Origin of the sequence: Parabacteroides sp. AM58-2XD (assembly GCF_003463685.1) — a bacterium.
In the GTDB taxonomy this organism is placed as follows: Bacteria; Bacteroidota; Bacteroidia; order Bacteroidales; family Tannerellaceae; genus Parabacteroides; species Parabacteroides segnis.
On record NZ_QSDP01000007.1, the window covers coordinates 16,746 to 32,795 of the forward strand.

The 16,050-nt window shown below is 41.8% G+C and carries 9 protein-coding genes and 1 pseudogene; all 10 read right to left on the minus strand.

Going from position 1 to position 16,050, the window contains the following annotated elements; genetic code table 11:
* Window positions 1–11: 11 nt before the first annotated feature.
* A complete protein-coding gene (locus DXA15_RS02900; protein WP_233566722.1) occupies window positions 12–2,123 on the minus strand; it encodes a right-handed parallel beta-helix repeat-containing protein in 2,112 nt (703 codons plus the stop codon).
* Between the two features lie 104 nt (window positions 2,124–2,227).
* Complete coding sequence (locus DXA15_RS02905) at window positions 2,228–4,126, minus strand: glycoside hydrolase family 97 protein (RefSeq protein ID WP_128133067.1); 1,899 nt, start codon at window positions 4,124–4,126, stop codon at window positions 2,228–2,230.
* 22 nt (window positions 4,127–4,148) lie between these two features.
* Window positions 4,149–6,557, minus strand: a complete 2,409-nt coding sequence (locus tag DXA15_RS02910; RefSeq protein WP_128133068.1) for a glycoside hydrolase N-terminal domain-containing protein — start codon at window positions 6,555–6,557, stop codon at window positions 4,149–4,151.
* A 118-nt stretch (window positions 6,558–6,675) separates the two neighbouring features.
* Window positions 6,676–8,388: a RagB/SusD family nutrient uptake outer membrane protein gene (locus DXA15_RS02915; RefSeq protein WP_128133069.1), complete on the minus strand. Its 1,713-nt coding sequence runs from the start codon at window positions 8,386–8,388 to the stop codon at window positions 6,676–6,678.
* 11 nt (window positions 8,389–8,399) lie between these two features.
* Window positions 8,400–10,622, minus strand: coding sequence for a SusC/RagA family TonB-linked outer membrane protein (locus tag DXA15_RS02920; RefSeq protein ID WP_233566728.1), 2,223 nt, complete (start codon window positions 10,620–10,622; stop codon window positions 8,400–8,402).
* Window positions 10,574–11,659 (minus strand): carboxypeptidase-like regulatory domain-containing protein, encoded by a 1,086-nt coding sequence (locus DXA15_RS25820; protein WP_233566730.1) that lies wholly within the window; start codon window positions 11,657–11,659, stop codon window positions 10,574–10,576. The genes DXA15_RS02920 and DXA15_RS25820 overlap by 49 nt, the downstream gene beginning before the upstream one ends.
* Before the next feature lie 206 nt (window positions 11,660–11,865).
* The gene (locus tag DXA15_RS27860; protein WP_369683039.1) at window positions 11,866–12,138 is read right to left on the minus strand and encodes a FecR domain-containing protein; all 273 of its coding nucleotides are present in this window, start codon (window positions 12,136–12,138) and stop codon (window positions 11,866–11,868) included.
* 135 nt (window positions 12,139–12,273) lie between these two features.
* Window positions 12,274–12,821 (minus strand): annotated as a pseudogene (locus tag DXA15_RS27785) (FecR family protein); the annotation flags it as partial.
* A 10-nt stretch (window positions 12,822–12,831) separates the two neighbouring features.
* The gene (locus DXA15_RS02930; RefSeq protein WP_128133070.1) at window positions 12,832–13,443 is read right to left on the minus strand and encodes an RNA polymerase sigma factor; all 612 of its coding nucleotides are present in this window, start codon (window positions 13,441–13,443) and stop codon (window positions 12,832–12,834) included.
* 268 nt (window positions 13,444–13,711) lie between these two features.
* Window positions 13,712–15,937: a carbohydrate-binding protein gene (locus DXA15_RS02935; RefSeq protein ID WP_158579632.1), complete on the minus strand. Its 2,226-nt coding sequence runs from the start codon at window positions 15,935–15,937 to the stop codon at window positions 13,712–13,714.
* Window positions 15,938–16,050: the final 113 nt, after the last annotated feature.

A 16,050-nucleotide genomic window follows, 5' to 3' on the forward strand; every position in this document is an offset into this window, starting at 1 on the left:
GACAACTTCATTTATTCAAGCGTAGAACCTATTTTATCATAAGGAATCTCTTCAAATCCATTGATCCGCTTAAATACGTCCGCCCCTTTCCTAAATCCCTTCAAAGGGTCGGAAGCATCTACAAATCCCGGATCTTCATTGGTCGTCCAGTTGTTCCAGAACTCGCCCCATTGGCTATTGCCACGTAGGACATTCGTTACCTTATAAAACAGGTTTCCATGAATCCGGTTCCGCTTCGGGAAAGCGGGGTCTTCCTGCCAATAATTCACCAGTTCGGGATAAGCCACGCTATAAGGCGGTTGCGTATAATTAACGGCCTGAAAACGCTCGTCATAAATTCCTCCTTTGTCAAGCATACTCTTCGCCCAATTCTGCAAACGATTGTCTATATGGATAGCTGTCGGCGAATCGATGAAAATATTATTGTAATAATGATGGTCCATCCCTCCGCCAATCAATACAGGCAGAGACCCTGCTTTAAAATAAATATTTCCGTAGACTTCGCTTCCACAGGCTCCGTCATCATGATAGGTGGCTGTCACCCGATGACGGGGACTCAACTCATGGAAATAATTGTAACGAATCACATTTCCTCTTTCCGACGGATCACGACCATAGTAAATAGCCCCTTGATCGTCTACCTCCTGACACACCTGCGTGATGTCGCAATATTCAATTACATGCTCATTGCCATGAAACAAAATAGCCATACTGGGAGCGTCCGATATGTCGCATCGGGTAACCCGGTTTCCTACGCCATCCATCCAAACACCCGGGCGGTATGACTTTTCAATACGGTTATATCGGGATATCTTACAATTCTCCACAAAATTATCCGAACGTTCCAGCGTCAGACGATTCCCGCCTCCCAGGCTGACACCCCCGGCACCGGTATTATAGATATAACAATCTTTCACGCCATTATGCTTTCCCGCTTGCCTATCCAACACCGTGTTTTCATAAATCTTTCCCATCATATCCCCGATCACGCGCCCGCACAATTCGCCACCGGCTTCCATGGCATGCTTGTGGAGAGGACTCTGTTTCTCCGAAGAATCCGTCCCCTTCCCGATACAGACACCCACGTTACCGAGATTACGGATCGTACATCCCTGTACCACGACATGTTCCGTGTTGTCCATATAAACACCTATACCCCGGCTATTTTCAATCGTAATCCCTTCGATAGTCACATTACGGCATCCTTCGATCGCTATCACAGGTGTTTCCAAAACAGTCAAGCATACGTTAGAGGACTTTTCCCCATCCGGCAAAAAATAAAACTTACGGCTTAACGGGTCCATCACGAACTCGCCTGGCCGATCTATTTCCTCCAATAGGTTCAAGGCAAACCACCGGCGAAAATCCGCCCCCGTAAAGAATTGGTAAGTGGTAAACATTCCCACATGGATGGTCGAATCTTCTGCGCGGATCGACCGAAGAGGAATCATATCATCGGCATATCCATATCCGAAATAACCGCCGATCCATATATTGTCCGTAGATTTCCATTGCGACGGACGTTCTTCCTGATAATGGAATACAGGTAACCGTCCGGCTTTTTTATCTTCCAAGCCACCAGACACGTCCACCCGCCCGATCAACGCCATTGAATCGTTCGGCCAGCGTGAAAGATGGAGCGGTTCCTTATCAACAATCAGCTCCGACCACGAAGGCAACGATTTACGCCCGAAACCGGAAGGGTGAATATTCGCCAATGTATCCACAATACCCCGGCAATCGACCTCCATAACCTTCCCTCGAACACTCTCCTGCAAACGGGCCAAGACTTTCTTGTCTTTCACCGGCCTTATCCGGTTCAAAGGAATCACCTTATCTCCCGAAACAGAGACATGCTCCCCTGCCCGGCTCCTGATCCGTAATGAGTTCCAAGCTCCTTGCCCTATTTCAATGGTCTTTTCCGTCCGATACTCGCCTCCCTTCATTTCTATGACAACATCCCCCGTGAGCCCGGAAGCTCTACGAATGGCCTGTTGCAAAGAGGTGGTTCCGGGGTTAACCGTAATCGTTGTCGGTGAATCATGAGATTCGTCCGCCCCATATACAAAGACAGTTCCACCCAACCAAAGAGCTACCACAGAAAGTAGATATTTCAACTTCATAATCTATCTATCCTTTTTATATACTTACTATTTTACATTCAGCACAAAAATAAAAGCAACCATCACTATAAAAAATAGTAAATAGTTGCTTTTTACGTGGATTATTACTTCTTTTCCACCCGTTTGCAGGGCGTAAGATGTAACACACATCCGCTATCGCCTTCCACTTCCAACGTCAAATGGTCTTGTTCCTGCCATTTGAGTTCTTTTACGCGAACAACATCTTTCTTATTACCCGGCTGGTAATACAAGGTCGCTTTATAACGAGATGCCGATTTCAACATATCTGTCGGAATGGTAACCTGCCGTTTATCGCCGACATTCAGGACGCTGACATACCAGTCGGATGCCGAACGGCGGGCAACTACCGCATACGAATCCATATCCCCTTCATAGAAGCGGGTATCATCCCATACAACAGGAATCGAACAATAAAAGTCGGTTATGGCATCCGTCTTAATCACCGATTCGGTTGAACCGGCACCTCCGTCACGTGCCGGAGCCTTGTAAGGACGGTCATACCAGAAAATAAACTGCCAGGGACTGTAAATAGCAATACGTTTAGCCAATTGAGCCGCACGACCGCCCATCTTTTCCGTCACACGTTCGGCAAAAAAACAGTTTGTATTATCGCCGGCTCCACAAATCATACGGTTATACAATGTATAAATCGCCTGATTCAAGTTCGGACTTTCCTCATCTCCGCGGATACCTTCCTGCGTAATCAGGTTCGGATAGGTACGGGAATAACCGGTAGGGCGGTATTCGTCATGAACATCGACCATGAGTTCATATTTGGCCGCTTTACGAACGGCCTGATGCAGCCAGGCTGTCGAATATTGGTCGCCGACATCGACAAAGCCATATTTCAAGCCTTTTACTCCCCATTGTTTATATAAAGGAAGTATTTGATCCAATTGTTTCGATAAAGCTTTCATGTTGACATACAAAATAATGCCAATCCCCTTCTGATTCGCATACTCTATCACTTTATGAAGATCCAGCGGACCTTTTGAGCGCTTGGGATCGACAGTTATAGTCGATGCATCCGATTCCGGATTATACTCATCCCCATACCAACCGGCATCAAACTCCACATATTCAATTCCGTTTTCTGCAGCAAAATCCACACAAGCCAATCCTCCGGCTGTAGTCAATGTCACTTCACGAATCACCTGCCCCGGTTTGATCCAACTCGTATTCTCTATTTGGTTAGGTTCATTCAAATTCAAGACAAAATAATTGTTCTGTACCAACAGCCCTGGATGATCGGCCACCATCACATAACGCCAAGGAGATCGATAACCCGCCAAATCAAGATTTACCTTACCTGACAAAACCGATTGTACACCGATTCCCGTTTCACTCTTACCTAGCTTCATACGGGAATAATCCACCAAGGCCGCTTCGCCGATTGCCACAAACTTCCGGTCGTTTACCTGTATTACCTGCGGACGGTCTCCTACGCCTTTCAATGCACTTAGTTTCGTTTTAGAATAAGCTCCTTGTGCATTGCCAGTCACCCAAGTATCACAATCTTTCGCAAACAAAAATTGTGTTTTCTCATTCACCAACGTACAGTTCCAGAAATCCAGCTTGTCGAAGGCATAGCGAAAAGCAAGCCCCTCGTCATATAAGCGGACAAACATCGTCATTTCCTTTTGGTTTTCATCGGAACGAAGCAACAGTTCCAATTCGTTGTAGCGGTCTGTCACCAGCGACCGTTCCCCGTAAACCGGTTGCCAGGTCTGGTCGACCGAAGTCCTCGTCTGGTTAGCTATCTGCCAGTTTTCCGCCAATATGTTTTTATCCAGCTCCAGTTGCAAAGTTTTCACCTCCACAACCTTCCCTCCCTTGTCGAACAAAGCGATTTGTACCGACTTTTCATTCACCTGAATATCCGCCTTCAACTTGTCTGAAGGGCTTGCCAATGGCAACACCGTTTGTGCACAAAGCCACAACGGCTGCAACAAGGCACACAATAATACGTTTACTTTTTTCATGATATCTCTTTTCTTTATTATTCTATTTGTCCGATACACCTAATTGATTCAAATTCCCATCCACAAAAATAGTAGATCCCTTTTTTACAGCAAAATCAATCACTTTACCATCATAAGCTACTTTTAGTGGGTTACCCTGTTTAGAGTGTATACTCGCTTTTAACAGTTTCCCGTTTTGCCATTTCATCGAGACTTCAAAACCGCCTCTTGCCAACAATCCGGTTACAGAACCATCACGCCAGTTGGCTGGTAATGCCGGAAGTAAGTGAACCATATATCCCCCTTTCCAATTGCCAACATGACTTTGCAACAACATTTCGGCAATAGCAGCCGTATAACCATAATTTCCATCCAGTTGTAAAGGAGCTGAACTTGTAAGCAAATTTTCATAAGTTCCCTGACGATTAGGATACGCTTCATTTTCCAGAATAGAATACCTTATAATGTGTTTCAAATAACTATAGGCCTTTTCCTTTTTCTCAAGCCTTGCCATCATAGCTATTTTCCATACAACACTCCATTCTGTATGGTTATAATCACCACGCAGGAAAATCGCTTTTTCAGCAGCATTCGCCCAATCCGGAGTTGTCAATGGAGAAATCATTTTACCTGGATAAAGTGCATATAAATGGGACAAATGCCTGTGTTCCATGAATTGAGCATTCCAATCTTCAATCCATTCCTGCAAATCGCCACTTTTATTGATTTGAATAGGAGAGGATAGATTATCCAACGTTTCTGACAATTGCTTTACCAAATTTTGATCGACATTTAACAAACCAGCAGCCTCGATGGTATTCATAAATAAATCATATACAATTTGCTGGTCGATAGCGGCCCCGGCACTCACCCGGTATATGTTTCCATCTGTGAAAAAGAAACCTGTCTCCGGGGAAATGGAAGGTGTGACAACTAGCTTATTCGTTTTGTAATACGGTTTTAAGATATCCAAATAAAACAGAGCCGCATCACGCATGATCGGATAAATCTTATTACGTAAATACTTCATATCGCCCGAATACAAAAAGCTGTCATATAAGTTTTGGCAAAGCCAGCCGCTAGCCCCCGGCCATAACCACCTTAATTCGGCATATCCCCAAGGATTGGTGTATATATTGACATAAAAACCTCTTGCATTGAAATATTTCTTTGCTGATCGGCCTCCCGGAACACGCAGGAAATCAACATAATCGACCAATGGTACAAAACACTCCAGCAAATTGGTTGGTCCTGCCAACCAATAATTCATTTCCAAATTAATATCCGTATGATAATCGCTATCCCACGAAGGGTTCTTTTTACTATTCCAAATACCTTGCAAATTAGCTGGAAGCGACCCGCTCCTAGAAGAAGATATCAATAGATAACGGCCATAATTAAATAACAATGCTTCAATTGTCGGATCAATAAATGGTTTGCTTCCACCTGTATAAGCCTTCAACATTTTATCCGTAGGAAGATGCTTCAGGTTATCTTTTTGATTCGCCAATTCCAATTTTGTACGATTAAACAATGACTGGTAATCTTTCAAGTGATTCTTTTGTATTTCCTTATATTGCTTTTTATCAATCGAACGGATCACTTTATTCGTTTTTTCTTTTGGGTCGATCCCATTACGGCAAACAGGCCAATCCATCGCATAGTCGGTTGCTGCTGAAAGGAAAAGGGTAAGGCTATTGGCATCTTTTACTTGGATTTCATTGGCTACTGGCTTAACAGTACCTCCTTCTGTTAGCACTTTCAGCCTGGAACAATACTTCAATCCGCTTTGTGGCATTTCTCCCGATAACACGATCTGGTCGTTTCCTTCAACAGAAAGGATACCGTTGTCCTGACCAGGTTGTTTGGAAACTAAAGCCGTTATCTGATTCTTTTTATCGCATGTTATCCTGACAACAACCGCTTGATCCGGATAACTTGCAAAATATTCCCGGCAGAACTTCGTTCCCCCTGCAGTATAAGAGACCGACAAGATACCAGATTCCAAATCAAGTGCCCTGACATAATCTTTAATCTCCGTAGCATGGTTGAATTCAATATATATATCACCGAAAGGTTGAAATGCACCAAAATGCTCCCGTGGGACAGAAAAATCTTTTAATAAGTTATTGGCCTCTACTATTTTACCATTGACCAACAAATTTTGCACATTACCTATCCTATTTGCATAGTTTTCATCCTTTAGCTCATCTACCTTCCCGCTCCACAGGGAGACTTCATTAAATTGTATATGCTCCTTCTCTCCCCCACCGAATACCATAGCACCAATTGTGCCATTCCCTATAGGAAGTGCTTGCGTCATCCAACGCTCAGCTGGCGTATTATACCATAGTTTCAAGCATGGGTTATCCTGTCCTAATTGTTGAGCGACAGAAGGGATGCTGGCCGATAGCATGAACATTCCACCTAATAATACATATTTTAAATTCATGTTTTTGCTGGTTTTAATAAAAAGGGGATGTATTCCTTTTACCACCCTACCACCTCAGATAAGTCCAAGGATAACAGAAGCGTATTCAATACATCCCCTCAAAATATTAAATTAATTATTAATATCCAGGATTCTGAACCAAACCTCCTTCTTTATTAGCTTCAATTTCAGAACTCGGAATCGGTAATTTATTCAAATGGTCATCTAATTGATAACCTTCCTTTATCACTTGCGGATTATATTTCATCAAATATTCCGTCAACTTATTCATACGCATCAATGTACTGATACGATATTCTTCCATATACAATTCGCGGGCACGTTCGTCCAAAATCAAATCCAAATTCACATCAGCAGCTGTGACCGATGTTGCATGTGCCCTATTACGGAGTGCATTGATGTCCGCCGCAGCCTCACTATTTTTCCCCCACAAATGATAAGCTTCTGCACGCAAAAGATAAGTTTCCGCCAATCGCATGATATACCAACATTTATAAATACGCCCACCATCATGAATTTCATTGCTTCCACTTTCCTTTTGTCTTCCATAATGCTCTGTTGCAATAGCTTTCATATATCGAGGACGAGTAATAGCAAAAGTCTGGGTTTTGTCTCCAAGATCCTCCGGTTTCATCGGCATACCATAAAAACGACTTTCAGGATTTGTCCAATAATATACCCGTTGAATATTGTAGATGGAATTTCTCATATCACGGTCAAAGTCACCTTTGTAATTCCAAATTTGATCTGCCGCATAATCTGTTACACAACAACCGCCAGATCCCACAGAACGCCCCCCTAAAATATTCTTCAGCCAATTGACAACCCCGTCAACATCTTTTTGACGCCACCAGTCGCCACCGCCCCACCATCTTTCAAAGTTGATTCCATTTCCACTATCATCAGTACCACCAACTGCATTATATTTAACTTGAATATTCCAAATGGTCTCCATATTACCATTGATACGATTGAAGTTTCCATCTTGGAACAAATCCCAATAAACATCACCCCAAGGTTCTTTTTCACCTAGATAATCATAGCCTTCAAACTCGAAGTCTTTATATCTACCAAAACGTTCTGTCATCAACTTCATAGAAGGATGTTCAATGGCTTTAGTGGCATAATATACAGCTTGTTCATATTCTTTCAAACAGATCAAAACTTCCGACAACAAATGATACGCGGCTACATTAGAAGCCTTACCACCTTTCTGATCATCAATATCGGGCATCCATTGTACAGCAAAAAGCAAATCTTCTTTACACTGTTTATAAACGTCTTCCTGTGGAGAATTTTTATAATCAAAGCGGGGACTGGTTGTCTCATTCAATACAATAGGAACATTCCCCCACATATTGGCTAAAAAATGATAAGCATAAGCCCGTAAGAATTTAGCTTCTCCGACAATCGCATTTTTCTCCTGTTCATCTTTCCAACGCACATTCGGATTTTCAGCACGGTCTATAATCACATTACAACTAAATATATATGAATAAAAACTACTCCACCATTTTTTAGAGAAACCACTATCTTTATTCATCGTGTTCCAATGAAAATACTCTCTATATTCACCATCAGACAATGTCAGCGAAGCCAAATCAACATCTCCACCCATTAAATCATATCTATCCCAACCATCACTATACAAATAAAAATCAGTTCTTATTTTCAAATAAATATCTGCCAAAGCTGATTCAAATCCGGCTTTATCAACAAATGAATTTTCCGGTGTCAAGAAATCTTTGGGAGTTTCTTCCAATAGGTCATGACATGCTGTCAATGATCCTACCAATGCCAATCCTATGAATAATTGTTTAATTAATTTCATTTTCTACACAATTAGAAGTTAAACATTAATGTCATTTGGTATGTACGTATAGACGGGAACGCATTAATCGTTTCTCCTGCATTTGTTTCCGGATCTAACCCATCCCAATGAGGAGCAAACGTAAATAAGTTGTCCGCACTCAAAGACACACGCATATTATTAAACCCATATGGTTTTACGAAGCGAGACAAATCATAAGTCAAAGCAACTTTCTGCAGTTTAATAAAACTACGGTCTACATACTTTGTTCCTTTATAACGAGCATTTGATGTGTAATCCAAACGTGGATATTTGGCATCTGTATTTTCCGGTGTCCAATAATCAAATACAGTATGATTACAAAAACCTGTATTTACATACTCATCATAATAGGGTGTATTACTTCCAGACAAATAATAACCGTTTCCACCCCAAATGGAGTTAATATATACCATTAAAGAGAATCCTTTATACTCCAAAGTATTTGTCAAACTCCAACGGAAGTTTTCTTTCGAAGTCCCCAAAAACTGACGGTCTTTATCCGATGTAATCTCTCCATCTCCATCAACATCTTGTAACTTATAATCACCAGGCCGCATACCCGACATGATTGTGCCATTGTCCTTATCTTCTTGCTGCCACATACCATCTACTTTATAAGTATAAATAGTACCCAGTGATTTACCAATAAAATAGCCTGAACTGATCAAGTCATCCTCTTTTCCATCGCCATCATTATCTTCCCCATAAATAGTAGTTACTTTATTACGGTTCAGAGAAAAAGCGAAATCGGAAGTCCATCTAAAATCTTTCGATTCTATATTAACAGAATGTAATCCAATCTCAACACCTTTATTTTTAATCTTTCCTAAGTTTGACAACATAGATGTTTTACCAGACACTGATGGTAATGACAAGCTAAATAGCAAATCCGTCGTATTTGTAAAATAAGCATCTACATTACCAGAAAGACGATTCTTCAAAATAGAGAAATCAAGTCCGGTATTAAATCCGGTTGTTTTCTCCCAACCCAAATCATTCAGGGCAAACGAACTGATTCCCTGTGTAATGGAGTAAGAAGGATCACCGGCAAAAAGATATTTACTAGTAGCGACTTTAGCCAAGGTGCTATAAGGATCGATTGATTGGTTACCATTCGAACCATACGAAATACGTAGAGCCAAATTATTGATAGGTTCAACATCTTTCATAAAAGATTCATTTGAGATATTCCAGTTCAAACCTCCAGAAGCAAATGTAGCCCATTTCCGATTCAGACTAAATGCAGAGCATCCATCCCGTCGAACCGTTCCTGTAATAGAATAACGTCCATCAAAAGTATAAGTTCCACGTGCCATCCAAGCAATCGCACCACTTTCACCTGCGCCAGTATCCACTTTCTGTACCTTTCCGTCTTCCAGCTTGTTATGTCCTAAAACCAAATTATCAAATTGTTCCGCATAAGCACTTGTACTTTCCCATGTACGATACTCCCTAGAATACAAAAGAGTTACATCCACATTATGTTTCTTATTAAATGTGTTGTTATATTTAATCATGTTATCTAACAACATATTGTAGTTATTAGAAAGTTTCCGTTGTCCATGCCCATTCGATTTCTGACCAGAAATCGTATATTGATCATAGAAATCATAATTTTCAGACCAACGCAATGTATTGGAATAAATCATTTCGTAAGAAAGTCCTTTCACCCACGGAGCCGTTAGTTTGGCATTTAAAATGGCTCCCAAATGATTACTCTTGTTAGTATCATCTGTTGCCATACTCCAATAAGGACTGATAAAAGATGAAATCGTTTGCGGATATTGCATATAATGCCCATCCTCATCATATAAAGAAGCATATGGACTAAATTGAGCTGCTCTGTTTAAAGACGGTACACTTCCAGAATTATCACGAATACTATAGTTTGTTTTTATGCCAACTTTCAACCAATTGGTCAAATTACTATCAATATTAATACGACCGGAAAAGTTTTTGTAACGGTCATTCATAATAACCCCTTTTTGGTCGGTCAACGCTGCAGATATATAGTAAGTAGCTAATTCTGAACTATTGGAAATACTCACATTCGCCTTCAAATTATAAGCATTTTGGCGGAACTGATCATACGGGTCAGAAAAAGTCGGACGATGATCAGGAGTAGCATTGTAATTCTTAGCCTCTTCCGGTTGCAGATAAATAGCTATCTTATCCGGATCAGCATCCATCCCATTCGCAATACGGTAATCCAACAATTTTTGAATATATCCATCTGCATCATAAACATCCAACGTTTCAACTCATTACTGATACCGTATGAAAGATTCACGTTAAATTCTGGTTTATTAGATGAACTTCGTCCACGCTTTGTTTGAATCAAGATTACCCCATTGGCAGAACGGCTACCATATACAGCTGCTGCACTGGCATCTTTCAAAACCGTAAAATTGTCAATATCTTCTGAAGGAATATCAGCCAACGAACCATCGTAGATAGCACCATCCAATACGATCAACGGATTATTTCCTCCATCACGGGTAGAATTCTGACCACGAATACTAAAACCAGCCACACTACCAGCTCTATTTGTACCACCCACATTCAAGCCAGGAACAGATCCCTTAATCGTTTCCATAATATTGTTTGTCGGTACATCCCGATAGGCATCGATATTCGCTTTCGTAATAGAACCGGTAATGGCCTGCCTGTTCTGCGTTCCATAACCGATCACTACGACCTCATCCAAAGCTTGACTATCTTCCAATAATTTTATGTTATACACAGATTGATTACCTATCGCTATTTCTTGTGTTTCATATCCTATATAGGATATGAGCAATGTCGCCCCCGACATTGCATCCAAGCTGAAATTTCCGTCAATGTCAGTAATCGTACCGGTCGTTGTCCCTTTGATAGACACATTTGCACCAATTACCGGTTCACCATTGTCATCAACAATCGTCCCTGTTATTTTCTTATTTTCTTTCTGGCCACTTTTACTTCCTTTTACTCCCAGATAAATCTGGTTATCTTCTTTTTTTTCGTAAACCAAACCTGTACCGCTCAACAACTTGCTCATTGTTGCTTCTATTGATTGGTTATTCACTTCGAAAGTTACCTTCTTATCCAAATCCGGAAGTTGGTTACTATAAAAGAAACGATAGTCGCTTACTTTTTCAATTGTACGTAACGCCTGCTTGATCGTTTGTTGCTTTACGTTGACAGTTACCTGTGCAAATACTGAAGTTGTGAGAAAGGCAGACAAACATATAGCCCCTACTTTTCTCATAATCTTTCTTTTTTGAATAAAGGAAGAAATAGTTTCTGATTTTTTATTCATACTTTTGTGTAGTATTAAATGGTTAATTACCAGAGAGTGACTACTTGCGAATATTCAACTCTCTTGATTGACTAATGAAGGGGAAGGTGTTGCAAGCACTTTCCCTTTTTGCATACATGTGTTTTTTCTACGTCATATCGATAAAATTTAAAAGGTTAATCACTATAGAGTTCTATCACGTCATCTTTTTTCTTATAAGAGATAGAAGATGTAAATTGCAAAGCATATAGTGTTGATTGCAAGCTGGCATTTTTCAGTGTACCAGTGAAAGTAACGCTATTCAGTTTATCGCTTTTAATCTCAAACTTCACATTATAATTACGCTCCAGCAGTTTGATAATATTCAGGATCGGCTCATCGTTGAATACCATTTCATTATTCATCCAGGCGATAAACAACCGATCATCCTCCTCTTGTTTCTTTGTCATCCGGGTATCTGCCAACGAATAAACAGCCACTTCCCCCGGACTTAAATTAAAGGACTGGTCCGGCGATGAAACTATAACCGAACCTTCTGCCAGATAAGTCGTGATATTTTCATCATCAGGATAAGCATGGACATTAAATGAAGTCCCCAAAGCACGTACCTGAATATCGCCGGCTTTTACAATGAAAGGAGATTGGGCATCCTTTGCTACATCAAAATAGCTTCGCCGGTCAGTTCTACCTGACGCTGTTTCCCGTTAAAATGACTGCCGTAACGCAGTTTGGAATCGGCATTCAGATGGACTATTGTGCCGTCCGGCAGGGAAATGTCCGACTTTTGTCCGTGACCTACTTCTACGGTCATATCGTTATATTTGGTTAACAACCGGTTTTCGTTCCAATAGAACAATGATATGGCAACGGCACCGAAAACTGCCGCGCAGGTAGCCATACGCATAAAAAACCTTCTGATATTTATCTTTGCAGGATTGGCCGTTGCTGTGATAGCCTTAAAAATCCGCTCGTCTGCCGAATCAGGCATATGACCGAAGGAATGATCCCATATTTCATCAAAATCATCCGTCCACCTGTCTGGATCATTCAACAGCCCGGCTAACTGACGTTTCTCACTTTCGGTAGCTTTATTGTCGTAGAATTTATCTAATAATTCAATCTGTCTGCTCATAGTTATTTCTTTAAAATAAGAATGAAAAAATAGGATAAAGTAATAAAGCTATGCCATTCAGCAGGTCACCCCTGTTCGCTCTCAGCATCTGGGTAAGGAACTTCGTCGACTGTTTCAGATGACTCTCCACCGTGTTTTCCGAAATACCCAGCAGGCTGGCTATCTCCTTTTGCGAAAGATGCTCGATGTGTTTCAAACGATATACTTTTTGTCTGGCGGGTGGCAACATGGAGATGATACGCTCCACTTCCTCCAGCAACAGGTTCAACTCGACTTCATCCTCCACACAATTCTCGGCTACCCTGACATTCTCTATCTGTGAGATCATCAATTGTTCCTGAATACGTTTTGCCGTTTCTTTCAGGAACAGGTTACGGGATACCTTTTTCAGATAACCCTGAAATGAAAATTCAACCACAATCTTCTTCCGGTTCTCCCAGATAATGATAAATGTCTCCTGCACAACTTCCTCTGCCATCGAATAATCGCCGTGCGAAAGCCGGATGACAAACTGAAAGAGAGTATGTTTATATCTATTGTAAAGCTCTGTGAAAGCTTTAAAGTTATCAGACACGATCTCCCTCATTAACTGTTGGTCTGATAACTGCTCCATTTTGTGCATTCGTGGTATTTTTTCTATAAATGATACATTGCATTATTACCGATCTATATTAAGGATACTATACCGTTATAGTTTCCGTGATTCGATAGTCAATATTTAACATTGTTTTGCATATCAGATCTACGATAACAGGAAATACAATTGGTAGCACTATAATATCACCCGTCTTCACATAGTAGTGCTAATGGTACTGACACTACTATGTGAAGGCGGGTGACACTATAGTGCTGGCATGATGGCACTACTATGCCAAACATCCATATCGGTATCAAAGCCGAGGCCAAATCTTCCATTCCTGTTTACCCGGCTTTTCCACTTCTATAGGACCGGGAAAAGGAGCCGACTTCTTGCGCTTCTTCCCCCAATAATCAGTTGAAACCTTTAGCGGGCTTCCGTCGGGATCCGTAAACTCCTGTTGGGGGACAACCGCCTTTCCCAGCATACCGGTCGTAACGAGTTTTCGTTTCCCATGCTTCTGCCAATCCGGAGAGACATTCATCGACAAATACCAACCATCCGCCCTCTCTTCCAATTGAAGGTCCGGTTGGAATATAGAATCCGTCAATGCCGTGTTATCCGAAGAGGCAGCGACAGTACCTTCCAAAAAGATATTCCCATCGTACTTGACCGGATAATGGAACTCCTTCCAGTTTCCGAATGAAGCCTGCCCCATCAGCAGATTATTGTACCATTGCAGATCACCTCCTTTGCTCTCTATCTTTCCAGCCGACACAGTCCCATGAGGTTCATAAAAATAGGTATGGCGACCATCGCCATGGGCAGAAATAGTTCCACGAGCCAAATTATGTACACATGCCACCCCTTCTCCGATATTCAAAGATGTCTTCGACAATAGGATGTTATTTGCCAAAAGAATAGGTCCATGACAGACTTCAATGAAAATATCCTCCGTCTGGTCGTTATCATGGAAAAGATTCCCTATAACCTGGGCACCCTGTCCTCCCCAGTCTAACCAGAGACCTCGTATCGTACGATAGATATGATTGTTTTTCAAAACCACATCATTTGCAAAATGCAGTTTGATACCAGCTACCTCTTCACCGGTAAAGGTTTCCCCCATACAGATATCATGTATCTCATTTCCCTCTATCCGGCAAAAAGCTCCGCCGCTACACCCAACGATTCCAGCCTGGCCGCATGCATAAATATGATTATTGCGAATGACATGAAAACCGGCAGCCTCTTTCTTCCAGGATGCATTCTCAAAATAATCCAGCAATTCTTCTACCGTCTGCCCTCCATCGGGATCAGCATACACACGCGGAGGTAACTCCTGATAATGATGCGAATGCCCGAATGTAGGACGCCCTAACGAAATCCCGGAACAACGTGAGTTCCTGATTATATTATCCTCAATAATCCATCCTTTTGACCATCGCGGGCCAATAAGACCGGGTTGTTCAGCAGAAGGGGAAGCCCAATTGGTCGCTGCATTCTCTAGGATAAATCCGCGAACCGTAATGTAGTCGATACCGGTTTTATCCGGATAAAAGACTTGTGGGCGGACGGATATTTCAACAGGAGTATTATTCGGATCCATCCCTTTCGGGAATTGAGCCCAAATCGTTGTTTTTCCGTTCTCTTTAGCCTTCGGAGCCTTGACCACCAGGCAAATGTCGTTTTTCCCGGACAGTTTCCGCGCCATCTTCAGATGAAAAACCGAGAATGTTTCCCAATCACCGGTATTGGTCACAAGATACGTTCCCAGCAACTCACCGTTTGCATTTCCCAGTCTTACCTCCAACAAGCTTTCCTTGACCAACGTTGCCGCCTCAAAAGAAAGGGAATCCGTTCCTTTTCCAAAATCAACATCGTCGAAATACATGACAGAACCATCTTCCAGATACCCGAAAGGCCAACCGGCATCGGGCGAACCCCATTTATAACAAATAGCCTGGTCACCCCCCTCTACAGAGGCTTGTACAGAAGTCATCTTCTCTCCCCCGGCAGGACAAATCCAGCCCAAGTTCATCAACACCGGACCACCGTTTCCGTCCGTTTCCGCATACCAATAAGGCTGTCCGTCTATTGGTTCCAATATTTGCTTGAATGAAAAAGCTTCCTGTATCCGTTTCCCGTCCAGATAGACACTTCCCGTATGATTGGGGTTTCCTTTCCCATGATACCAACTTCCATATATCTGCTCATCAAAAGGATTTACCTCTCCGAAAAAAGAATCAGGAAGGGTTAGTTTCCAAGTATCGTTTTGTACTTTTTGCCACCCCGTAACAGGTTCAGAACCCGTTATCACAACTATTTCACCAGGAGCTGCCTGATAAACAATACGTTTTTCATCAGAAACACCACCTCTCGGAGGTATCACCCGTTCACGATACACTCCTGCATGGACAGTCACCACATCACCCGGATAAGCCTCCCGGGCAGCTCTTGCTATTGTCCGGAAAGGGGATTTTTCAGATCCATTATTACTGTCATCTCCAACCATTGAAACATGGTATTCTTTCGCAGGCAATGACAGACAATTAACGCAAAAACAACACAGATAAATTAAACAAAGAACTTTTTTCATCATATAACCTCATATTACATCAATTCCTATGTCTATAAAGTTGATTTACTTTATAA